The sequence below is a fragment of the Cupriavidus gilardii genome, assembly GCF_017598945.1.
Lineage (GTDB): Bacteria > Pseudomonadota > Gammaproteobacteria > Burkholderiales > Burkholderiaceae > Cupriavidus > Cupriavidus gilardii_E.
Genome location: NZ_JAGFTW010000038.1, coordinates 47,674 through 67,918, shown reverse-complemented (window position 1 = coordinate 67,918; position 20,245 = coordinate 47,674). Strand labels below are relative to the sequence as shown.

Sequence of the window (20,245 nt, the reverse complement as noted above, 5' to 3'; positions counted from 1 at the left end):
ATTCCGATGAGAAAGAACGCACTCGATTTCTGGGTGGGGCTGTTCGTGGTGGCCGGCTTCGTGGCCCTGCTGTTCCTGGCGCTCAAGGCCGGCAACATGAGCGCCTTCAGCTTCGAGGACACCTACACCGTGCAGGCCCGCTTCGACAATATCGGCGGCCTGAAGGCGCGCGCCCCGGTCAAGAGCGCCGGCGTGGTGGTGGGCCGCGTCGGGCAGATCAGCTTCGACGACAAGAACTACCAGGCCACGGTGACGCTGAACCTGGAGAAGCGCTACCAGTTCCCCAAGGACACGTCGGCCAAGATCCTGACGTCGGGGCTGCTGGGCGAGCAATACATCGGCCTCGAAGCGGGCGGCGACACCGCGATGCTGGCCGACGGCGCACGGATCACGATGACCCAATCGGCCGTGGTGCTGGAGAACTTGATCGGGCAATTCCTGTACAACAAGGCGGCCGACGCGGGCGGCACGGGAGCGGAGAAATGAGGGGTTCGGGAGTTCACGGGCGCTGGCTGTTGGCCGGCGCGATGGCGGTCGCCCTGGCGGGCTGCGCGACGGGGCCGGACGCCAATCCGCGCGATCCGCTCGAGCCGTTCAACCGCGAAGTCAACAAGATCAACGAGGACTTCGACAAGGGCGTGATGCGCCCGGTCGCCGAGGTCTATGCCGACTATGTGCCGTCGCCGGTCCGCACCGCCGTCAGCAACGTGTTCTCCAACGTCAGCGACGTCTACTCGGCGCTGAACAACCTGCTGCAGGGCAAGCCGACGCGCTTCGCCGAGGACACCATGCGGGTGGCGATCAACACGGTGCTGGGCATCGGCGGCCTGATCGACATCGCCACGCCGGCGGGCCTGCCGAAGTACAAGGAAGACTTCGGCCAGACGCTGGGCGTGTGGGGCGTGCCGCCCGGTCCGTACCTGGTGCTGCCGCTGTTCGGGCCGAGCACGGTGCGCGACACCGGCGGCATGCTGGTCGACCGGCAGGCCGATCCCACCGCCTACCTGCATCCGGTATGGATGCGCAATTCGCTGATCGGCGTGCGCGTGGTCAGCGCGCGTGCCGAACTGCTCGGCGCCAGCAACCTGGTCGAGATGGCCGCGCTGGACCGCTACTCGTTCATGCGCGACGCCTATCTGCAGCGCCGCGAGTATCTGGTCTATGACGGCAATCCGCCGGACCGCGAGGACGACGACATCGACAGCGACGCCGAGCCCAAGCCGCCAAGCTCCGGCTCCGGCGAAAGCCTGCCGGGCCAGACCATGCCGGTGCCGCCGGTGGCGCCGTCGTTCTCGCCGGGACGCCTGGGCCTTTGATGTGACTCGCCGTGAGATGGCCGCTTCACTTCAGTTGGGAGCGCGCCGTCACGGCTGCAACAAACTGTGATAACCGGTGCGAGCGCCACGAGCGCCCGGCACCATGAACTTGCCCGGGGTGCGCGCTCTCCAACCTACGCACCCCCGCCGCCCCCGGCGAAACAGGATAGACAAGGAAAAACCATGTTCAAGCGACTGTTGCTTCCCTTCATTGCCGCCTTCGCCATGGCCGGCGCGGCCATGGCCCAGAGCCCGGATACCTCGACGCCGGACGGACTGATCAAGGCGCTGGTGGACGACGTGATGGCCACCGTCAAGGCCGACAAGGAAATGCAGGCCGGCAGCATTCCGAAGATCACCGCGCTGGTCGAGCAGAAGATCCTGCCGAACGCCAACTTCCAGAAGACCACGCAGATCGCAATGGGCCGCAACTGGGCGAAGGCCACGCCGGAGCAGCAGAAGCAGATCGTCGAGGAATTCAAGATGCTGCTGATCCGCACCTACGCCGGCGCCGTCTCGCAGATCCGCGACCAGACTGTGCAGTTCCGCCCGTTTCGCGCCGCGCCGGAAGACACCGAGGTGACCGTGCGCACCCAGGTCATCAACAAGGGCGAGCCGATCCAGATGGACTACCGCCTGGAAAAGACCCCGCAGGGCTGGAAGGTCTATGACATCAACGTGCTGGGCGCCTGGCTGACCGAGGCCTACAAGGGCAGCTTCAACACCATCGCGAGCCAGCAGGGCATCGAAGGCGTGATCAAGACCCTGCAGGACCGCAACCGCCAGCTGGCCAGCGCCAAGGGCTGAACCCTGCGATGCCGGCGGATGTCGTGACGGCGCGGCGCAGCACGCCGATGCTGCGCCGCGTTACAATGCCGGCCTGGCCCGGATGCGTCACCCGTGCCGCCGGCTTTCGCTGATCCCGATCTCTGCCGACCGACCTACCGACCTACCTGCCGACCTGCTCGATTCGATGCTTTCACTCGGAACCTCGCTGACCAACCGCAACGCCGCCGCCGTGCTGCGCGATGCGGCCGCGCGCGTGGCGCAGGGCGAAGCGCAGATCGATTGCAGCGCGCTCGGACAGGTCGATTCGTCGGCGGTGGCCGTCATGCTGGCACTGCATCGCGATGCCGCCGCACGCGGGCAGACCGTTGCCTTCGTCGGCGTGCCGCAGCAACTGGCCGCACTTGCCAGCCTGTACGGCGTCGATACGCTGCTGACGCTGTCGCCGCGGCCCCCGGCATCGATGGCTGCGGCCACCCAATCGAGCCCCCCATCCGGCGCCGAACCCGGCGCGGAAGCCCTCGCCGCTGCCGCCGGGCAAGCCGCCTTGCATCGACATTGAACCGGCATCCGCGGTGAGCCGCCGGCCGATGGCCAGCGCCGGCACCGTCGCGATGCCTCGGCGCCGGCCGCCAGCCGACGCCGCGTCCCAAGCGGGGATTTCTCCGCATCCCCTATAATTCCGGGTTATTCGTTCGTCAGCCCCGCCGCGCGCCAACGCGCGATGCGCCTGCCACGCCGGCAGCCGGCAAGCCAGGCGGGCGACCAGGCCGGCAGCTGTATCACCCTCAGGCGGTTCCCGCCATTTCCAGGAGCCCGGCGCGGCAGCGCGACGCTCGCACGCCCGCCAGACGATATCGGCCATGAAAGCCATCGAAATCCAGGATGTCCGCAAGCGCTACCGCAATCTGCAGGCGCTCAAGGGCGTCAGCTTCAGCGTCGAGCGCGGCGAATTCTTCGGCCTGCTCGGCCCCAACGGCGCGGGCAAGACCACGCTGATCTCGATTCTTGCGGGACTGAACCGCGCCGACTCGGGGCAGGTGCGCGTGCATGGCCACGACGTGGTCGGCGACTACCGGCTGGCGCGCCGCATGCTGGGCGTGGTGCCGCAGGAACTGGTGTTCGATCCGTTCTTCACCGTGCGCGAGACGCTGCGGCTGCAGTCCGGCTATTTCGGCCTGACGCGCAACGACGACTGGATCGACGAGATCATGGCCAACCTGGACCTGACCGACAAGGCCGACGCCAACATGCGCCAGCTGTCGGGCGGCATGAAGCGACGCGTGCTGGTCGCGCAGGCGCTGGTCCATCGTCCTCCGGTGATCGTGCTGGACGAGCCTACCGCGGGCGTCGACGTGGAGCTGCGCCAGACGCTGTGGAAATTCATCTCCCGGCTCAACCGCGAAGGTCATACCATCATCCTGACCACCCACTATCTGGAAGAGGCCGAAGCCTTGTGCGATCGCATCGCGATGCTCAAGTTCGGCGAGGTGGTGGCGCTGGACCGCACCAGCAGCCTGCTGAGCCAGTTCGCCGGCCTGCAGCTGGTGCTGAGGCTGTCGGCCGGACGCCTGCCGGCCTCGCTCGAGCCGCTGCGGATGCCGTCCAATCCGGGCGAGCGCGCGATCCGGCTGCGGCTGTCCGGCTACCAGGTGGTCGAACCGATCCTGGCGGCCTGCCGCGAGGCGGGCTGCGAAATCGAAGACATGGAAATCAACAAGGCGGACCTCGAGGACGTATTTGTGCAGATCATGGGGAGGGAAGGGCGCAAGCCGGCCTCGCGTGACGGCGCCGACGGTGGCGACGCGGGGGGCAATGTGGACCGCGACGGCGGCAAGCGCGCCGCGGACCGCGCCGAACCCGTCAATGCCACCCCTTCCTCGCTGGAGAGCCCGGTATGAAACATCCAGCCGGACTCGATCGCGCGGACCGGGACGCCCGCAGCGGCGGCGGCGACGACAGCCTGCACCTGGCGCCGATGGCGGTGGGCGGCCTGGTCGGCTTTCGCACGCTGCTGTACAAGGAAGTGCTGCGCTTCTGGAAGGTCAGCTTCCAGACCGTGGCCGCGCCCGTGCTGACCGCCATCCTGTATCTGCTGATCTTCGGCCACGTGCTCGAGGACCGTGTCCGCGTCTACGACCAGATCAGCTACACCGCCTTCCTGGTGCCCGGGCTGGTGATGATGAGCATCCTGCAGAACGCCTTCGCCAATAGTTCGTCGTCGCTGATCCAGTCGAAGATCACCGGCAACCTGGTGTTCGTGCTGCTGCCGCCGCTGTCGCACTGGGAGATGTTCGGCGCCTACGTGACCGCCGCGGTCGTACGCGGGCTCGCGGTGGGCCTGGGCGTGCTGCTGGTGACGGTCTGGTTCGCCGACCTGCATGTGGCCAATGTCGCGTGGATCGTCGTGTTCGCGCTGCTGGGCGCCGGCATGCTCGGCACGCTGGGCCTGATCGCCGGCATCTGGGCGGAGAAGTTCGACCAGCTGGCCGCCTTCCAGAATTTCCTGATCATGCCGGCGACCTTTCTGTCCGGCGTGTTTTATTCGATCCACTCGCTGCCCGCGTTCTGGCAGAAGGTGTCGCACGCCAACCCGTTCTTCTACATGATCGACGGGTTCCGCCACGGCTTCTTCGGCGTCTCCGACGTGTCGCCGTGGTTCAGCCTGGCCGTGGTGGCAAGCGCCTTCGCGGTGGTCGCGGCGATCGCGCTGCGGCTGCTGCAGAGCGGCTACAAGCTGCGCCACTGATCGCGAACCCGCACTGCGACACCAGATCGCATCGACGCGCGCGACAGCGGGATGCAAACCGACGAAACGAGATTAGTCATGCTGCCTACACCTGAACAAGTCAGGGACTACATTGCCCAGGGGCTGCCCTGCGAACACCTCGAAGTGGAGGGCGACGGCCAGCACTTCTTTGCCACCATCGTCAGCGCGGAATTCGAAGGCAAGCGGCTGATCCAGCGTCATCAGCGCGTCTATGCCGCGCTCGGCGACCGCATGCGCGCCGAGATCCACGCGCTGTCGATGAAGACGCTGACGCCCGCCGAATGGCAGGGGGATCAGGCCGGACAAGCCGGCCAGCGCTGAGCCGCCGCCGATCCTCATGGACAAGCTCGAAATCCACGGCAACGGCTCGCTGCGCGGCGAAATCCGCATCTCCGGCGCCAAGAACGCGGCGTTGCCGATCCTGTGCGCGAGCCTGCTGACCGGCGACACGCTGACGCTCGAGAACGTGCCCGGCCTGCACGACGTGCGCACCATGCTGACGCTGCTGCGCCAGATGGGCGTGCGCGCCGAGCAGAGCGGCACGCAGCTGACGCTGAACGCGGGCGAGATCACCTCGCCCGAGGCGCCCTACGAGATGGTCAAGACCATGCGCGCGTCGATCCTGGTGCTGGGACCGCTGGTCGCGCGCCTGGGCGACGCGCGGGTGTCTTTGCCCGGCGGCTGCGCGATCGGCGCGCGGCCGGTGGATCAGCACATCAAGGGCCTGCAGGCGATGGGCGCCGAGATCGCGATCGAGCACGGCTTCATCCATGCCCGCGCGCGCCGGCTCAAGGGGGCGCGCATCGTCACCGACATGATCACGGTGACGGGCACCGAGAACCTGCTGATGGCGGCCACGCTGGCCGACGGCGAGACCGTGCTGGAGAACGCCGCGCGCGAGCCCGAGGTTACCGACCTGGCCAATCTGCTGGTCGGCATGGGCGCGCGCATCGACGGCATCGGCACCGACCGGCTGGTGATCCAGGGTGTCGAGCGCCTGCACGGCGCCGAGCACCGCGTGATTGCCGATCGCATCGAAGCCGGCACCTTTCTGTGTGCCGCCGCGGCGACGCTGGGCGAGGTGGTGGTGCGCGATGTCCCGCCGGCCATCCTCGACGCGGTGCTCGACAAGCTGGCCGAAGCCGGCGCAACCATCGAGCACGGCGTCGAGCGCGGCGCCGACTGGATCCGGTTGTCGATGCGCCAGCGCCCGCGCGCGGTCAGCTTTCGCACCTCGGAGTACCCGGCCTTTCCGACCGACATGCAGGCGCAGTTCATGGCGCTAAATTGCGTGGCCGACGGCGCCGCTCGGGTCACCGAGACGATCTTCGAGAACCGCTTCATGCACGTGCAGGAGCTGAACCGGCTCGGCGCCAATATCGCGGTCGAGGGCAATACCGCGGTGGTGACCGGCGTGCCGCGCCTGTCCGGCGCGCGGGTGATGGCCACCGATCTGCGCGCCTCGGCCAGCCTGGTGATTGCCGGCCTGATTGCCGACGGCGAAACGGTGATCGACCGCATCTATCACCTGGACCGCGGCTACGACCGCATGGAAGACAAGCTGTCGGCAGTGGGTGCGCGCATTCGCCGCATCGCCGGCTGACCCAGCGACCAACAAGACGATGAGCCCTTCTCCGAATCAGCTGACCCTGGCCCTGTCCAAGGGCCGGATCTTCACCGAAACCATGCCGCTGCTGGCGGCCGCGGGCATCGAGGTCACCGAAGACCCCGAAACCTCCCGCAAGCTGATCCTGCCGACCACCGACCCGGACGTGCGCGTGATCATCGTGCGCGCCTCCGACGTGCCGACCTATGTGCAGTACGGCGCCGCCGATTTCGGCGTGGCGGGCAAGGACGTGCTGATGGAACACGGCATGGCCGGCCTGTATGCGCCGATCGATCTGAATATCGCTCGCTGCCGCATGTCGGTGGCGGTGCCGGCGGGGTTCGACTATGTCCGCGCGGTGCGCCAGGGGGCGCGGCTCGCGGTGGCGACCAAGTATGTACAGACCGCGCGCGAGCATTTCGCCAAGAAGGGCGTCCACGTCGATCTGATCAAGCTGTACGGCTCGATGGAGCTCGGTCCGCTGGTCGGGCTGGCCGACGCGATCGTCGACCTGGTCAGCACCGGCGGCACGCTGCGCGCCAACAATCTGGTGGAAGTCGAGGAGATCGTGCAGATCTCGTCGCGGCTGGTGATCAACCAGGCCGCGCTCAAGCTCAAGCGCGAGCGGCTGGCGCCGATCCTCGAAGCATTTGAACGGGCCTCCGCGGCCGTGGCGTGATGCCATGGCCGACGGCCCGGGGAATGGAGTCATGAAGGAACAAAGCCTGAACATCCGCCGACTGGACTCGGTCAGCACGGATTTCCCGTTGCGGCTGCGCCAGCTGCTGGCCTTCGAAGCCAGCGAGGACGAGGCCATCGAGCGCGCCGTGGCGCAGATCCTGGCCGACGTCAAGGTTCGCGGCGATGCCGCGGTGCTCGAATACACGCTGCGCTTCGATCGCGTCGAGGCCGAGTCGGTGGCGGCGCTGGAGCTGTCGCCGGCCGAGATGGACGCCGCGCTCGAGGAGCTCGAACCCAAACGCCGCGCGGCGCTCGAGGCGGCCGCGGCGCGCGTGCGTGCCTATCACGAGAAGCAGAAGATCGAATGCGGCAGCCATAGCTGGGAATACGCGGAAGCCGACGGCACCGTGCTGGGCCAGAAGGTGACGCCGCTCGATCGCGTCGGCCTGTACGTGCCGGGCGGCAAGGCCGCCTATCCGTCGTCGGTGCTGATGAACGCGATTCCGGCCCGCGTCGCTGGGGTCAAGGAAGTGATCATGGTGGTGCCGACGCCGGGCGGCGTGCGCAATCCGCTGGTGCTGGCGGCCGCGGCGATCGCCGGGGTCGACCGCGTGTTCACCATCGGCGGGGCCCAGGCGGTCGGCGCGCTGGCCTACGGCACCGAGACGCTGCCGCAGGTCGACAAGATCGTCGGCCCGGGCAACGCTTATGTCGCCGCGGCCAAGCGCCGCGTGTTCGGCACGGTGGGCATCGACATGATCGCCGGCCCGTCCGAGATCCTGGTGATCTGCGACGGCAGCACCGACCCCGACTGGGTCGCGATGGACCTGTTCTCGCAGGCCGAGCACGACGAGATGGCGCAGTCGATCCTGCTGTGCCCGGATTCGGGCTATCTGCTGAAGGTCGAAGACAGCATCCGCCGCCTGCTCGACGACATGCCGCGCCGCGACGTGATCGCGGCCTCGATCGGCGGCCGCGGCGCGCTGATCAAGGTGCGCGACATGGACGAGGCCTGCGACATCGCCAACGCGATCGCGCCCGAGCATCTGGAGATCTCCGCGCTCAATCCGCGCCAGTGGGCCGAGAAGATCCGCCACGCCGGCGCGATCTTCCTGGGCCAGTTCACCAGCGAATCGCTGGGCGACTACTGCGCGGGTCCGAACCACGTGTTGCCGACCTCGCGCACCGCGCGCTTCTCGTCACCGCTGGGCGTCTATGACTTCCAGAAGCGCTCGAGCCTGATCGAGGTCAGCGAGGCCGGCGCGCAGATGCTGGGCCAGATCGCTGCGGAACTTGCCTATGGCGAGGGTCTGCAGGCGCATGCCCGCAGCGCGGAATACCGGCTCAAGCGCAATTGATTTACCGGGGCGGCAACGGTACCGCCCCATTACCCCAACCGAAGAGGAATCCATGCCAGCAGTCGAGCCTTCCCTGATCGAGCGAATCATCCGTGACGACGTCCGCGCCATGGGCGCCTATCACGTGGCCGATTCGCACGGTCTGATCAAGCTCGATGCGATGGAGAACCCGTACCGGCTGCCCGCTCCGCTGCGCGAGCAGCTCGGCAAGCGGCTCGCCGAGGTCGCGCTGAACCGCTATCCGGTGCCGACCAGCGAGGCGCTGCGCGCGCGGCTCAAAGACGTGATGGACGTGCCGGCCGGCATGGAAATCCTGCTGGGCAACGGCTCGGACGAGATCATCAGCATGCTGGCGCTGGCGGTGGCGCGGCCCGGCGCGAAGGTGATGGCGCCGGTGCCGGGCTTCGTGATGTACGCGATGTCGGCGCAGTTCACCGGTCTGGAATTCGTCGGCGTGCCGCTGCGCGCGGACTTCACGCTGGACCGCGCCGCGATGCTGGCGGCGATGGCCGAGCACCAGCCGGCGGTGATCTACCTGGCGTATCCGAACAATCCGACCGGCACGCTGTTCGACGAACAGGACATGGAGGCCATCGTGCGCGCCGCGCAGGGCGAGGTCTGCCACAGCCTGGTGGTGGTCGACGAGGCCTACCAGCCGTTCGCGCAGCACAGCTGGATGCCGCGGCTGCCCGAGTTCGGCAATCTGCTGGTGATGCGTACCGTGTCGAAGCTGGGTCTTGCCGGCATCCGCCTCGGCTATCTGGCCGGCGATCCGGCCTGGCTCGCGCAGATCGACAAGGTCCGCCCGCCGTACAACGTCAACGTGCTGACCGAGGCGACCGCGCTGTTCGTGCTCGAGCATGTCGACGTGCTCGACGAACAGGCCGCGCAACTGCGTGCCGAGCGCGCCAGCGTGGCCGCGGCGATGGCCGCGCACCCCGGCGTCACGGTGTTCCCCAGCGCCGGCAATTTCCTGCTGGTGCGCGTGCCCGATGCCGCGCGAATCTTCGATCGGCTGCTCGCGCGCAAGGTGCTGATCAAGAACGTGAGTAAAATGCACCCATTGCTGGCCAACTGTCTGCGCGTGACGGTCAGCACCCCCGAAGAAAATGCGCAGTTTCTCGAGGCGTTTGCCGCCTCGCTGCAGGATTAGCACCATGCGTGTTGCCGAGGTCACCCGCAATACCTCCGAGACCCAGATCCGCGTCGCCCTGAATCTGGACGGCACCGGACGCCAGCTGCTGGCTTCCGGCGTTCCCTTCCTGGACCACATGCTGGACCAGATCGCCCGCCACGGCATGATCGATCTCGAGGTCGAGGCCAAGGGGGATACCCATATCGACGACCACCATACGGTCGAGGATGTCGGCATCACGCTGGGGCAGGCGGTGGCCAAGGCAATCGGCGACAAGAAGGGCATCACCCGCTATGGGCACAGCTACGTGCCGCTGGACGAATGCCTGTCGCGCGTGGTCATCGATTTCTCGGGCCGCCCGGGGCTGGAGTTCCACGTGCCGTTCACCCGGGCGCGTGTCGGCAGCTTCGATGTGGACCTGACCATCGAATTCTTCCGCGGCTTTGTCAATCACGCCGGCGTAACGCTGCATATCGACAACCTGCGCGGCATCAATGCGCATCATCAATGCGAAACGGTATTCAAGGCCTTCGGCCGGGCGCTGCGCATGGCGGTGGAACTGGATCCGCGCGCGGCCAACACGATTCCGTCGACCAAGGGCACGCTCTGATCTCGATACCGGTCCGATGAAGGGCGGCGGCGTCCTGCCTGCCGCCCACGACTCCGACCGGTCGCTACCGGACTCCACCTACCCAACTCCACCGTTCCGACGGGGCGGCCACGCGATGCCACGGCCGTTTCCAACATCATGACTACGATTGCAATTGTGGATTACGGCATGGGCAACCTGCGCTCGGTGGCGCAGGCGCTGCGCCGTGCGGCGCCCGACGCCGATGTGCGCGTCGTCGATGCGCCCGAGGGCATCCGCGCCGCCGAGCGCGTGGTGCTGCCGGGCCAGGGCGCGATGCCCGACTGCATGGCGGCGCTGAACGCCTCGGGGCTGCGCGAGGCCGTGCTCGAGGCCGCCGCCAGCAAGCCGCTGCTGGGCGTGTGCGTTGGCGAACAGATGCTGTTCGAGGCCAGCAGGGAAAGTAGGGCCGGTGCGGACAGCACGCCATGCCTGAGCCTGATGCCCGGCGAGGTGGTCCGCTTCGAGCTCGATGGCATGACGCAGCCGGACGGCTCGCGCTACAAGGTGCCGCAGATGGGCTGGAACCGCGTTCGCCAGACCAGGCCGCATCCGCTGTGGCAGGGTATTCCCGATCAGAGCTGGTTCTATTTCGTCCACAGCTACTATGTGCAGCCGCGCGATTCCGCCCATACTGCCGGGGAAACCGAATATGGCGTCGTGTTTACCAGCGCGGTGGCCCGAGATAATATTTTTGCCACGCAGTTCCACCCCGAGAAGAGTGCGGCGCTCGGCTTGCAGCTCTACCGGAACTTCGTGGACTGGAAGCCCTGATTCACCCAGCCGTTCGACGCAGGCAAGGCCGGGCCGGCAGCGCCGGTCACGCCAGGACAACCTTTTTACTTCAACACGCTCGTCACGCTTATGTTGCTCATTCCGGCCATCGACCTGAAGGACGGTCAATGTGTACGCCTCAAACAAGGCGATATGGACCAGGCCACCGTCTTCTCCGAAGAGCCCGCCGCCATGGCACGACATTGGGTGGAACAGGGCGCGCGGCGTCTGCACCTGGTCGATCTGAACGGCGCCTTCGTCGGCAAGCCCCGCAATGAGGCCGCGATCAAGGCCATCATTGCCGAGGTCGGCGAAGAGATCCCGGTCCAGCTCGGCGGAGGCATCCGCGACCTGAACACGATCGAGCGGTGGCTGGACGACGGCCTGTCGTACATCATCATCGGCACCGCCGCGGTCAAGAACCCGGGCTTCCTGAAGGATGCGTGCTCGGCGTTCGGCGGCCACATCATCGTCGGGCTGGACGCCCGCGACGGCAAGGTCGCGACCGACGGCTGGAGCAAGCTGACCGGCCACGAGGTGATCGACCTGGCGCGCAAGTACGAGGACTACGGCGTCGAGGCGATCATCTATACCGACATCGGCCGCGATGGCATGCTGCAGGGCATCAACATCGATGCGACCGTCAAGCTGGCGCAGTCGGTGTCGATCCCGGTGATCGCCAGCGGCGGCCTGTCGAACATGAGCGATATCGACCGGCTGTGCTCGGTCGAGAGCGAAGGCGTCGAAGGGGTGATCTGCGGCCGCGCGATCTACTCCGGCGACCTGAATTTCGCGGACGCCCAGGCGCTCGCGGACAAACTCGGCGCCGACAAGTAAGCCGTCGCCATCGCGCCCCGGTGGGCGCTGCTGCCCGCGTCGCGACGCGCCTGCGCGCGCCGCGTGGCAAGGATTCCGATGCTAGCCAAACGTATCATCCCCTGCCTGGACGTGACCAATGGGCGGGTGGTCAAAGGGGTCAACTTCGTCGAATTGCGCGACGCGGGCGACCCGGTCGAGATCGCGCGCCGCTATGACGAGCAGGGCGCGGACGAAATCACATTCCTGGACATCACCGCGACCAGCGACGGCCGCGACCTGATGCTGAACATCATCGAGGCGGTGGCCTCGCAGGTCTTCATTCCGCTGACGGTCGGCGGGGGCGTGCGCACCGTCGAGGACGTGCGCCGGCTGCTCAATGCCGGCGCGGACAAGATCAGCGTCAATTCGTCGGCGATCAGCAATCCGCAACTGGTGTCGGATGCCACCGCGCGCTACGGCTCGCAATGCATCGTGGTGGCGATCGACGCCAAGCGCAGCTCGGCCCCGGGCGAGCCGCCGCGCTGGGAGGTGTTCACGCACGGCGGGCGCAAGGCCACCGGGCTCGATGCGGTCGAATGGGCGCGCGAAATGGCGCGCCGCGGGGCCGGCGAACTGCTGCTGACGAGCATGGACCGCGACGGCACCAAAAGCGGCTTCGATCTCGAGCTGACCCGCGCGGTCAGCGACGCGGTCGGCGTGCCGGTGATCGCCTCGGGCGGCGTCGGCGGGCTGCAGGACCTGGCCGACGGCATCCGCATCGGCCACGCCGACGCGGTGCTGGCCGCAAGCATCTTTCACTACGGCCAGCACACGGTGGCCGAGGCGAAGGCATTCATGGCCCGCGAGGGCATTCCGATGCGGGTTTGACGATGGCAAAGAAGTGGCTCAACAAGGTCAAATGGGACGATCACGGCCTGGTGCCGGTGATCGTGCAGGAAGTCGGCTCCAACGACGTGCTGATGTTCGCCTTCATGAATCGCGAGGCGCTGCAGCGCACCGTCGAGCTCGGCGAGGCGGTGTTCTGGTCGCGCTCGCGCAAGCGGTTGTGGCACAAGGGCGAGGAATCGGGCCATGTGCAGACGGTGCATGAGATCCGGCTCGACTGCGACGAGGACGTGGTGCTGCTGAAGGTCACGCAAGCCGGCGACATCGCCTGCCATACCGGCCGCCATTCCTGCTTCTTCCAGAAATTCGAGGGCGACGTCGAGGACGGCGACTGGCAGACCGTCGAACCGGTGCTGAAGGACCCCTCGGCCATCTACGGCAGCAATCACTGATGAGCGACTCTTCTGCGAACCAGACCGACGTGCTGGCCGACGTACTGGCGCGCGTGGCCGCGGTGCTCGAATCGCGCAAGCCGGAACACGGCGGCGATCCCGACCAATCCTATGTCGCGCGGCTGTTCCACAAGGGCGACGACGCGATCCTGAAGAAGATCGGCGAGGAAGCGACCGAAACGGTGATGGCCGCCAAGGACGCGCGCGCAGCCGGTTTGACCGGGCCCGCGCTCGACAAGGTGGTCTACGAGGTCGCCGACCTGTGGTTCCACAGCATGGTGCTGCTGGCCCACCTCGGCCTGAGCCCGGCCGACGTGGTGGCCGAACTGGCGCGCCGCGAGGGGCTGTCGGGGCTGGCCGAGAAGGCGTCGCGCACGCCCGGGGCGAAGTGAGCGCCGGGGCTCCTGGACGGGCCGCGGTGTATCGTGTGGCACAGTATCGTCTGGACCGAACCGTGCGCACACGCAAGGAGGCGCAATGAGCAACGACTATCCCGGCCGGGACTATCCCGGCCAGGTGGTGCCGAGCAGCGGCGGCGCGCAGCTCGACAGCCTGCGCAAGCTGACCCACATCCTGTACGGGCTGTACGCGATTTTCTGGCTGACCGGCGGTATCACCGCGCTGATCGCGATCATCATCAACTACGTCAAGCGCGACGATGCGCGCGGCACGCTCTATGCATCGCACTTTGCGTGGCAGATCCGCTCGTTCTGGTGGTCGGTCGCGTGGACCGTGCTCGGCGGCGTGCTGTTCGCCACCGTGGTAGGCATCGCGCTGGCCTTCATTGTCTGGGGCCTGTTGTCGCTGTGGATTCTTTACCGTATTGTCAAAGGCTGGTTGTATTTGAATGACAGCAAGCCGATGTACCCGGAGCAGCGTTTCTAGACGGCGCCATTCGGGCCAGGTTGGAGTCGGGCTTGCCGGTGTCCTTCACTTCGCAATGAAACTTTCATGAACGCACACGAGAATTGCATCTTCTGCAAGATCGTCGCCGGCCAGATACCGTCGCGCAAGGTGTACGAGGACGCCGACATGCTGGCGTTCCACGATATCCATCCGAAGGCGCCGGTGCACTTCCTGATCATTCCGAAGGTGCATGTGGACTCGCTCGCAGCCTGTGGCCCGGGCGAGGGCGATGTGCTTGCTAAAATGCTGCTCAAGGCGCCGCAGCTGGCCCAGGAACTGGGTTGCGGCAATGGCTTCCGCACCGTGATCAACACCGGTCCGGATGGCGGTCAGGAGGTCTATCACCTGCATCTGCACGTGATGGGCGGGCCGCGGACCGAATGGAAGGTCGCGCTGCCGTAGGCCGACGCGGCACGCTTGAGTAGAGAATGACGTCCGACCGCTTGCGGCGGACGGAACAGCGCCGGCTACCGTCGCCCGGCGTGCGAGCTCGGACGGAAACAACGGGTCCGCGTGGCAAGGTGCCGCGCGGGGCTTCATCAGGAGCAGGAAAATGGGTTCGTTTAGCATTTGGCATTGGCTGATCGTGCTGGTGATCGTCATGCTGGTCTTTGGCACCAAGAAGCTGCGCAATATCGGCCAGGATCTGGGCGGCGCGGTCAAGGGCTTCAAGGACGGCATGAAGGATCCCAACGCTCCCGCGGGCGAGGACACCACCACCGCCACCGGTACGCCCAAGGAACTGCGCGACTCGACCACGATCGACGTGGACGCCAAGGAAAAGTCGCGCCAGCAGCAGTAATCCGGATCATGCAGTCAGTCGGCGTCCGGCCGGCGCGGCCCCGCATCGGGCCCGCCGTCGCCCGGTACACTGATCCTCTTCTTCCTCCGGGCGGCGGCGCGGGGCACTGCGCCCGGCCACGCCCGGCACTGGCATTGAATCCCGCATGATCGATCTGGGCATTTCCAAGCTGGCGCTGATCGGTGCGGTCGCGCTGATCGTGATCGGTCCCGAGCGGCTGCCCAAGGTCGCCCGCACCGTCGGCGCGCTGGTCGGCCGCGCGCAACGCTATATCAGCGATGTGAAGGCGGAAGTCAGCCGCGAAGTCGAGCTCGACGAACTGCGCCGCATGCGGACCGAGTTCGAGGACGCCGCGCGCGACGTCGAGCGGACCATCCACAAAGAGGTCAACGAGCAGGCGCAGTCGCTGAACGAGGCATTGTCGGAGGCCACCGGCGAGACCGGCGTGTCTGGCGTGTCCGGCGGCAGCGACATGTCCGCGGCGCCGTATGTCCCCAGCTGGGACACCGCGCACAAGATGCACAACGGCCGCAAGAGCTGGCGCGTCAAGCAGGCCGCCGTGCCGAAGTGGTACAAGCGCCAGAACAATGTCCGCGGCTGGGCCCAGTCCGGCGCTGCCCGCGTCAAGCGCCACCGTCCGGCCACGCGCCCCGCGCGTTCTTTCTTCGAGTGACCATGCGGCAGTCCGCCCCGATACCGGCGGCCGACCGGTCCGCACGTTCGTCGCGCGCCTTGCCGCGCGCGATGTCGCTTGTCTCTTTCCTGTTGTCCGCCCACCGCTGCTGAGCGGCTGCCGCCATGAGCGAATCGCGTTCCCCCGATCCCCAAGAAGAATCCCAGCAGGAAACCTTCATCTCGCACCTGGTGGAGCTGCGCGAGCGCATCGTCAAGGCCGTCGCGGGCGTGCTGGTGGTATTCGTCAGCCTGGTCTACTGGGCGCCGGACATCTTCAATCTGTTCGCGCGGCCGCTGATGGAGTCGCTGCCCAAGGGCGGCAGGATGATCGTCACCGACGTGACCGGCTCGTTCTTCGTGCCGATGAAGGTCACGTTGCTGGTCGCCTTCCTGATCGCGTTGCCGTGGGTGCTGTACCAGATCTGGCAATTCGTCGCGCCGGGGCTCTATCAGCATGAGAAGCGGCTGATCATGCCGCTGGTCACCAGCAGCTATCTGCTGTTCCTGTTCGGCGTGGCGTTCGCCTACTTCCTGGTGTTTCCCACGGTGTTCCATTTCATGGCGCACTACAACGCGCCGCTGGGCGCCGAGATGTCGACCGACATCGACAAGTATCTCGGCTTCGCGATGACCACATTCCTGGCCTTCGGCATCACCTTCGAGGTGCCGGTGGTCGTCATCGTGCTGGTGCGCTTCGGCGTAGTGGAACTGGAGAAACTGAAGCAGATCCGCCCGTATGTGATCGTCGGGGCCTTCATCATCGCGGCCATCGTGACGCCGCCCGATGTGCTTTCCCAGCTGCTGCTGGCGATCCCGCTGATCCTGCTCTACGAGCTTGGCCTGTTGATGGCCAAGGTCATCGGCCGTCCGTTGCCCAATGACGGCGCGGCAAAAGAGTCGCAAGCCGACTGATTGGTGCCGTGGGGCGCAATCATTGCGTCCTTTTTGCACCAAAACGGGGAAAACCACCGTTTCTCCTGTTGCTGTCCAGCAACAAAAGCCGCCCTCAGGAACGGTTTACGACGAAAAAGCCTTCTGAGCGCCGGGGAGCCTGACACATAATACGCCTCAGACGTGATGGTGAATGCGTCGCCCAAGCACTTGGGCAACCCAAGATTTCCCAATCAGTTGACAAGGAAAGTGTCGATATGAAGATGAAACTGTTTGCAGCTGCAGTCGCCGCCCTGGCCGCTGGTGGTGCCTACGCCCAGTCGAGCGTGACCCTGTACGGCGTGGTCGACGCTGGTCTCGAGTACAACAACAACGCCGGCCAAACGGGTGAGAACCTGTTCCGCATGCAATCGGGCGGCCAGTCCGGTTCGCGTTGGGGCCTGCGCGGCGTGGAAGACCTGGGCGGTGGCCTGAAGGGTCTGTTCGTGCTGGAAAGCGGTTTCGATCTCGACAACGGCCGTTCGGGCCAAGACGGCCGTCTGTTCGGTCGTAGCGCCTACGTCGGTCTGCAGAACCAGTTCGGCACCCTGACCCTGGGCCGTCAACAGACCCCGTTCTACGACTTCGGTCTGCAGTTCGACCCGATGGCGATCGCTCCGCGTTACTCGATCACCTCGCAAGCTGTCGAGTTCCAATCGCGTGCTGACAACGCCGTCAAGTACGTCGGCAAGTTCGGCGGCCTGACCGCGTCGGCCATGTACTCGTTCCGCGCTGACGGCCAGGAAGTTGCTGGCCGCAACGTCGGTGGTCGCGAAATGGGCGCGTTGCTGAGCTACGCTGCTGGCCCGTTCTCGATCGGTGCTGCCTATGACGACCTGCACGTTGGTTCGCTGGCTCCCGGAGGCAACCAAGCTCCGGTGATCCGTCGCGCTACCGTCGCCGGTACGTACGCTTTCGGTCCGGCCAAGGCCTTCCTGGGCTACCGTTGGGCGAAGGCATCTGACGGCGCCGTCCTGCCGGGCGCTGTTGGCGGTGCTGACGTGACCACGTCGAACCTGTACTGGGCTGGCCTGGCGTACCAAATGACCCCGGCCTTCTCGGTCACGGGTGCTGCGTACTACCAGGACTTCCGCCGCAGCGGTGCTGATCCGTGGCAATTCGTGCTGACCGGCGACTACGCTCTGTCGAAGCGCACCGACATCTACACCTCGCTGTCGTACACCCTGAACAAGGATGGTTCGGCTCTGGGCGTGGCTGGCTTCAACAACCCGACCGCTTCGACCCCGGTGTTCAACGTCGAGCCGGGCAAGGACCAGTTCGGTGCCATCGTTGGCGTGCGCCACAAGTTCTAATTTGACGCGAGCGATCGCATCAAGTTAGCTTGGTCGAAACGCCGGCATCCTTCGGGATGCCGGCGTTTTGTTTTGTGCGCGCGGTTTCGATACCGGTAGGTGCAGACGATGAGTCCACGCGGGCCTGCTCCAAGCCGTGCCTGCTTCATGCCCTGCGATCGCTGTGACCGGATGAGTGGTGGGGCACGGCATAGAGAGACGCCTTGCAACAGTCCGAGCGGATGGCGACTGTACCGACGGTAGTACGGACGGCTGTTCGGCGCACGGATGCCGCCGCTATTGTCCAAGCCAGGGCATCCCGCGGTTGCGGTTTGTCATGGTGGTCGGCGCAATCGCGCACGCCAACAAATGGCGTGACTGTCGGATAGAGGCCCGAAAAGAAAAAGCCCCTTGGCAACGTACCAAGGGGCTTTTTTTGCTTGATCGCCCGTCGCAGCAGACCGCGGCGATGCGCGGTTGGACGGCCGTCAATCTTCCTCGTCGTAAGGCAACACACGCCGCGGCGGAGGCGGCCGCTTGCCGATCATCACCGTCACCTCGGTCGGCTTGCCACGACGTACCACCTTCATCTTGACTTCCGTACCGGGCTTGAGCTGCGCGATCGCATTGAGCAGCGCCGTGGTATCCGTGATCGGTTGATCCTGCACGGCCACCAGCACATCGCCCGGCCGCACGCCTGCCTTGTCGGCGGGACCGCCCTGGACGATCGCGGCGATCAACGCGCCTTCCTTGGCTTCGAGCCCGAACGATTCAGCGATCTCGGGCGTCATGTCCTGCGGTTCGACGCCGATCCAGCCGCGCGTCACCGAGCCGGTCGAGATGATCGACTCCATCACCTGCTTCGCTGTGGACACCGGAATCGCGAAGCCGATTCCCAGCGAGCCGCCCGAACGCGAGTAGATCGCCGTGTTGATGCCCAGCAGATTGCCTTGCGCATCGACCAGCGCACCGCCGGAGTTGCCGGGGTTGATCGCGGCGTCGGTCTGGATGAAGTTCTCGAACGTGTTGATGCCCAGATGGCTGCGGCCCAGTGCCGACACGATGCCCATCGTCACGGTCTGGCCGACGCCGAACGGATTGCCGATTGCCAGCACCACATCGCCGACCTTGACGTTCTCGAGCCGTCCCAGCGTGATCGCCGGCAGGTCCTTCAGCGTGATCTTCAGCACCGCGAGGTCGGTTTCCGGGTCCGAGCCGACCACCTTGGCGTTGGCCTTGCGGCCGTCGGTCAGCGCGACCTCGATCTCGTCGGCGCCGTCCACCACATGGTGGTTGGTTAGAATGTAGCCCTCGGCGCTGACGATCACGCCCGAGCCGAGGCTCGACACCGGTTCCTGCCGCTCGGGCAGCCGGTCGCCGAAGAAGAAGCGGAACCACGGATCGTCGGCCTGCGGATTGCCGCGGCGCGCGCCGTTCTTGCTGGTGAAGATGTTGACCACCGCCGGCATCGCCAGCTGCGCCGCCTCGCTATAGGAGCGTTCCGCGGAGGGTCCGGTGACATTCGGCACCACTTCCTTGAGCGCGACGATCGGCGAACCGGATTGGACCGCGACGCGCCCGCGTTGCAGCCATTCCGGTTTCAATGTCGCCACGACAAACCAGATGGCCAGCACAACTGTGACGGCCTGGGCAAAGAACAGCCAGAAGCGGCGCAACATATTGGAGTTTGGGCTGAAAATGAAAACAAAAGAGCTTGAATTGTACTTGAACGACCTATTGGAAGTCCCCCGCTTCAAGGACTATTGCCCGAATGGTCTGCAAGTGCAAGGTCGACCCGAAATCACCCACATCGTGACGGGCGTCACGGCCAGCGTTGCGCTGCTCGACGCGGCGATCGAGGCCGGTGCCGATGCGATCCTTGTCCATCACGGGTATTTCTGGCGCGGCGAAGATGCGCGCGTCATCGGCCAGAAGCATGGGCGGCTGCGGCGTCTGCTGGTATCGGACACCAATCTGCTGGCCTATCACCTGCCGCTGGACGGCCATCCCGAGCTGGGCAACAACGCGCAATTGGGACGAGAGCTCGGTCTGAATCCGACGGGGCGCTTTGGCGACGATCAACTGGGCTGGACCGGCACGCTGCCGCAGTCGATGACGCTGCGCATGCTGGCCGACCACGTGGCCGGCGTGCTCGGCCGCGACCCGTTGGCGATCGGTGACCCGGATCAGCCCGTACGCACGGTGGGCTGGTGTACCGGCGGCGCGCAGGGCTATTTCGGCGCAGCGATCGAAGCGGGAGTCGATGTCTATCTGAGCGGCGAGGTCTCCGAGCAGACCACGCACCTGGCGCGCGAGAGCGGCGTCGGGTATATCGCTGCCGGCCACCATGCGACCGAGCGCTATGGCATTCGCGCGCTCGGCACCCATCTGGCACAGCAATTCGGGCTGCGCCATACCTTCATCGATATTCCCAATCCGGTATAACCGGGGTTTTTCGCGGGCGCCGACCGCGACGCCCGCTGGGGCAAA

25 protein-coding genes are annotated in these 20,245 nt (G+C 66.2%); 24 read left to right on the top strand and 1 reads right to left on the bottom strand.

The features are described from left to right. Positions 1 to 6 precede the first annotated feature (6 nt). The 23 genes from mlaD (at position 7) to J5T34_RS13920 (ending at position 17,776) form a co-directional block, all read left to right on the top strand. Positions 7 to 486, top strand: a complete 480-nt coding sequence (mlaD, locus tag J5T34_RS14030) for an outer membrane lipid asymmetry maintenance protein MlaD (RefSeq protein WP_174107839.1) — start codon at positions 7 to 9, stop codon at positions 484 to 486. Continuing rightward, complete coding sequence (locus tag J5T34_RS14025) at positions 483 to 1,316, top strand: MlaA family lipoprotein (protein WP_208580275.1); 834 nt, start codon at positions 483 to 485, stop codon at positions 1,314 to 1,316. Before mlaD ends, J5T34_RS14025 begins: the two co-directional genes overlap by 4 nt. A gap of 183 nt (positions 1,317 to 1,499) precedes the next feature. Beyond that, positions 1,500 to 2,123, top strand: a complete 624-nt coding sequence (locus tag J5T34_RS14020) for an MlaC/ttg2D family ABC transporter substrate-binding protein (RefSeq protein WP_149319718.1) — start codon at positions 1,500 to 1,502, stop codon at positions 2,121 to 2,123. Between the two features lie 166 nt (positions 2,124 to 2,289). Continuing rightward, entirely contained in the window at positions 2,290 to 2,664 is a 375-nt protein-coding gene (locus J5T34_RS14015; RefSeq protein WP_208580274.1) for an STAS domain-containing protein, read from the top strand. Between the two features lie 301 nt (positions 2,665 to 2,965). Then, a complete protein-coding gene (locus J5T34_RS14010; RefSeq protein ID WP_208580273.1) occupies positions 2,966 to 4,003 on the top strand; it encodes an ABC transporter ATP-binding protein in 1,038 nt (345 codons plus the stop codon). 77 nt (positions 4,004 to 4,080) lie between these two features. Further along, positions 4,081 to 4,851 (top strand): ABC transporter permease, encoded by a 771-nt coding sequence (locus J5T34_RS14005; protein WP_208580314.1) that lies wholly within the window; start codon positions 4,081 to 4,083, stop codon positions 4,849 to 4,851. Between the two features lie 78 nt (positions 4,852 to 4,929). Then, positions 4,930 to 5,193 carry a BolA family protein gene (locus J5T34_RS14000; RefSeq protein ID WP_208580272.1) on the top strand — a complete coding sequence of 88 codons (264 nt, stop codon included), beginning with the start codon at positions 4,930 to 4,932 and terminating at the stop codon, positions 5,191 to 5,193. A gap of 16 nt (positions 5,194 to 5,209) precedes the next feature. Next, positions 5,210 to 6,475 (top strand): UDP-N-acetylglucosamine 1-carboxyvinyltransferase, encoded by a 1,266-nt coding sequence (gene murA, locus J5T34_RS13995; protein WP_208580271.1) that lies wholly within the window; start codon positions 5,210 to 5,212, stop codon positions 6,473 to 6,475. 19 nt (positions 6,476 to 6,494) lie between these two features. Continuing rightward, positions 6,495 to 7,157: an ATP phosphoribosyltransferase gene (hisG, locus tag J5T34_RS13990; protein ID WP_149319713.1), complete on the top strand. Its 663-nt coding sequence runs from the start codon at positions 6,495 to 6,497 to the stop codon at positions 7,155 to 7,157. A 31-nt stretch (positions 7,158 to 7,188) separates the two neighbouring features. Further along, on the top strand, positions 7,189 to 8,517 hold the full coding sequence (gene hisD, locus J5T34_RS13985) for a histidinol dehydrogenase (RefSeq protein WP_208580270.1): 1,329 nt from the start codon (positions 7,189 to 7,191) through the stop codon (positions 8,515 to 8,517). A 52-nt stretch (positions 8,518 to 8,569) separates the two neighbouring features. Beyond that, the gene (gene hisC / locus J5T34_RS13980) at positions 8,570 to 9,670 is read left to right on the top strand and encodes a histidinol-phosphate transaminase (RefSeq protein WP_208580269.1); all 1,101 of its coding nucleotides are present in this window, start codon (positions 8,570 to 8,572) and stop codon (positions 9,668 to 9,670) included. 4 nt (positions 9,671 to 9,674) lie between these two features. Continuing rightward, positions 9,675 to 10,262: an imidazoleglycerol-phosphate dehydratase HisB gene (gene hisB / locus J5T34_RS13975; protein WP_208580268.1), complete on the top strand. Its 588-nt coding sequence runs from the start codon at positions 9,675 to 9,677 to the stop codon at positions 10,260 to 10,262. A 138-nt stretch (positions 10,263 to 10,400) separates the two neighbouring features. Continuing rightward, positions 10,401 to 11,054, top strand: a complete 654-nt coding sequence (hisH, locus tag J5T34_RS13970) for an imidazole glycerol phosphate synthase subunit HisH (RefSeq protein ID WP_208580267.1) — start codon at positions 10,401 to 10,403, stop codon at positions 11,052 to 11,054. Between the two features lie 90 nt (positions 11,055 to 11,144). After that, positions 11,145 to 11,891, top strand: a complete 747-nt coding sequence (gene hisA, locus J5T34_RS13965) for a 1-(5-phosphoribosyl)-5-[(5-phosphoribosylamino)methylideneamino]imidazole-4-carboxamide isomerase (protein ID WP_006575774.1) — start codon at positions 11,145 to 11,147, stop codon at positions 11,889 to 11,891. A gap of 78 nt (positions 11,892 to 11,969) precedes the next feature. Continuing rightward, positions 11,970 to 12,740, top strand: a complete 771-nt coding sequence (hisF, locus tag J5T34_RS13960) for an imidazole glycerol phosphate synthase subunit HisF (protein ID WP_149319708.1) — start codon at positions 11,970 to 11,972, stop codon at positions 12,738 to 12,740. 2 nt (positions 12,741 to 12,742) lie between these two features. Next, positions 12,743 to 13,150, top strand: a complete 408-nt coding sequence (gene hisI / locus J5T34_RS13955) for a phosphoribosyl-AMP cyclohydrolase (protein WP_208580266.1) — start codon at positions 12,743 to 12,745, stop codon at positions 13,148 to 13,150. Further along, positions 13,150 to 13,542 (top strand): phosphoribosyl-ATP diphosphatase, encoded by a 393-nt coding sequence (locus J5T34_RS13950; protein ID WP_208580265.1) that lies wholly within the window; start codon positions 13,150 to 13,152, stop codon positions 13,540 to 13,542. The genes hisI and J5T34_RS13950 overlap by 1 nt, the downstream gene beginning before the upstream one ends. An 85-nt stretch (positions 13,543 to 13,627) precedes the next feature. After that, the gene (locus tag J5T34_RS13945; RefSeq protein WP_232206324.1) at positions 13,628 to 14,035 is read left to right on the top strand and encodes a DUF4870 family protein; all 408 of its coding nucleotides are present in this window, start codon (positions 13,628 to 13,630) and stop codon (positions 14,033 to 14,035) included. A gap of 66 nt (positions 14,036 to 14,101) precedes the next feature. Further along, entirely contained in the window at positions 14,102 to 14,458 is a 357-nt protein-coding gene (locus J5T34_RS13940; RefSeq protein WP_174107852.1) for a histidine triad nucleotide-binding protein, read from the top strand. Positions 14,459 to 14,609: 151 nt separating this feature from the next. Beyond that, a complete protein-coding gene (gene tatA / locus J5T34_RS13935; protein WP_208580264.1) occupies positions 14,610 to 14,858 on the top strand; it encodes a Sec-independent protein translocase subunit TatA in 249 nt (82 codons plus the stop codon). Between the two features lie 145 nt (positions 14,859 to 15,003). Then, the gene (gene tatB, locus J5T34_RS13930; protein WP_208580263.1) at positions 15,004 to 15,531 is read left to right on the top strand and encodes a Sec-independent protein translocase protein TatB; all 528 of its coding nucleotides are present in this window, start codon (positions 15,004 to 15,006) and stop codon (positions 15,529 to 15,531) included. Between the two features lie 125 nt (positions 15,532 to 15,656). Further along, positions 15,657 to 16,445: a twin-arginine translocase subunit TatC gene (gene tatC, locus J5T34_RS13925; RefSeq protein ID WP_174107855.1), complete on the top strand. Its 789-nt coding sequence runs from the start codon at positions 15,657 to 15,659 to the stop codon at positions 16,443 to 16,445. Between the two features lie 236 nt (positions 16,446 to 16,681). Further along, complete coding sequence (locus tag J5T34_RS13920; RefSeq protein WP_174107856.1) at positions 16,682 to 17,776, top strand: porin; 1,095 nt, start codon at positions 16,682 to 16,684, stop codon at positions 17,774 to 17,776. A gap of 467 nt (positions 17,777 to 18,243) precedes the next feature. Here J5T34_RS13920 and J5T34_RS13915 read toward each other — a convergent pair whose 3' ends face one another. Further along, the gene (locus J5T34_RS13915) at positions 18,244 to 19,434 is read right to left on the bottom strand and encodes a Do family serine endopeptidase (RefSeq protein WP_053822643.1); all 1,191 of its coding nucleotides are present in this window, start codon (positions 19,432 to 19,434) and stop codon (positions 18,244 to 18,246) included. A gap of 19 nt (positions 19,435 to 19,453) precedes the next feature. Between J5T34_RS13915 and J5T34_RS13910 the strand changes: the two genes are divergently transcribed. Beyond that, positions 19,454 to 20,200 carry a Nif3-like dinuclear metal center hexameric protein gene (locus tag J5T34_RS13910; protein ID WP_208580313.1) on the top strand — a complete coding sequence of 249 codons (747 nt, stop codon included), beginning with the start codon at positions 19,454 to 19,456 and terminating at the stop codon, positions 20,198 to 20,200. The last annotated feature ends 45 nt before the right edge of the window (positions 20,201 to 20,245 follow it).

Excerpts from the sequence above, each read along its gene's own strand:
- J5T34_RS13940 (WP_174107852.1), top strand. The coding sequence starts at position 14,102 with ATGAACGCACACGAGAATTGCATCTTCTGCAAGATCGTCGCCGGCCAG.
- hisF (WP_149319708.1), top strand. The coding sequence starts at position 11,970 with ATGCTAGCCAAACGTATCATCCCCTGCCTGGACGTGACCAATGGGCGG.
- hisG (WP_149319713.1), top strand. The coding sequence starts at position 6,495 with ATGAGCCCTTCTCCGAATCAGCTGACCCTGGCCCTGTCCAAGGGCCGG.
- hisI (WP_208580266.1), top strand. The coding sequence starts at position 12,743 with ATGGCAAAGAAGTGGCTCAACAAGGTCAAATGGGACGATCACGGCCTG.
- J5T34_RS13915 (WP_053822643.1), bottom strand. The coding sequence starts at position 19,434 with ATGTTGCGCCGCTTCTGGCTGTTCTTTGCCCAGGCCGTCACAGTTGTG.
- J5T34_RS14005 (WP_208580314.1), top strand. The coding sequence starts at position 4,081 with ATGGCGGTGGGCGGCCTGGTCGGCTTTCGCACGCTGCTGTACAAGGAA.
- hisC (WP_208580269.1), top strand. The coding sequence starts at position 8,570 with ATGCCAGCAGTCGAGCCTTCCCTGATCGAGCGAATCATCCGTGACGAC.
- J5T34_RS14020 (WP_149319718.1), top strand. The coding sequence starts at position 1,500 with ATGTTCAAGCGACTGTTGCTTCCCTTCATTGCCGCCTTCGCCATGGCC.
- J5T34_RS13950 (WP_208580265.1), top strand. The coding sequence starts at position 13,150 with ATGAGCGACTCTTCTGCGAACCAGACCGACGTGCTGGCCGACGTACTG.
- hisH (WP_208580267.1), top strand. The coding sequence starts at position 10,401 with ATGACTACGATTGCAATTGTGGATTACGGCATGGGCAACCTGCGCTCG.
- J5T34_RS13920 (WP_174107856.1), top strand. The coding sequence starts at position 16,682 with ATGAAGATGAAACTGTTTGCAGCTGCAGTCGCCGCCCTGGCCGCTGGT.
- tatB (WP_208580263.1), top strand. The coding sequence starts at position 15,004 with ATGATCGATCTGGGCATTTCCAAGCTGGCGCTGATCGGTGCGGTCGCG.
- J5T34_RS14010 (WP_208580273.1), top strand. The coding sequence starts at position 2,966 with ATGAAAGCCATCGAAATCCAGGATGTCCGCAAGCGCTACCGCAATCTG.
- J5T34_RS13945 (WP_232206324.1), top strand. The coding sequence starts at position 13,628 with ATGAGCAACGACTATCCCGGCCGGGACTATCCCGGCCAGGTGGTGCCG.
- tatC (WP_174107855.1), top strand. The coding sequence starts at position 15,657 with ATGAGCGAATCGCGTTCCCCCGATCCCCAAGAAGAATCCCAGCAGGAA.
- J5T34_RS13910 (WP_208580313.1), top strand. The coding sequence starts at position 19,454 with ATGAAAACAAAAGAGCTTGAATTGTACTTGAACGACCTATTGGAAGTC.
- J5T34_RS14000 (WP_208580272.1), top strand. The coding sequence starts at position 4,930 with ATGCTGCCTACACCTGAACAAGTCAGGGACTACATTGCCCAGGGGCTG.
- tatA (WP_208580264.1), top strand. The coding sequence starts at position 14,610 with ATGGGTTCGTTTAGCATTTGGCATTGGCTGATCGTGCTGGTGATCGTC.
- murA (WP_208580271.1), top strand. The coding sequence starts at position 5,210 with ATGGACAAGCTCGAAATCCACGGCAACGGCTCGCTGCGCGGCGAAATC.
- J5T34_RS14025 (WP_208580275.1), top strand. The coding sequence starts at position 483 with ATGAGGGGTTCGGGAGTTCACGGGCGCTGGCTGTTGGCCGGCGCGATG.
- J5T34_RS14015 (WP_208580274.1), top strand. The coding sequence starts at position 2,290 with ATGCTTTCACTCGGAACCTCGCTGACCAACCGCAACGCCGCCGCCGTG.
- hisA (WP_006575774.1), top strand. The coding sequence starts at position 11,145 with ATGTTGCTCATTCCGGCCATCGACCTGAAGGACGGTCAATGTGTACGC.
- hisD (WP_208580270.1), top strand. The coding sequence starts at position 7,189 with ATGAAGGAACAAAGCCTGAACATCCGCCGACTGGACTCGGTCAGCACG.
- hisB (WP_208580268.1), top strand. The coding sequence starts at position 9,675 with ATGCGTGTTGCCGAGGTCACCCGCAATACCTCCGAGACCCAGATCCGC.
- mlaD (WP_174107839.1), top strand. The coding sequence starts at position 7 with ATGAGAAAGAACGCACTCGATTTCTGGGTGGGGCTGTTCGTGGTGGCC.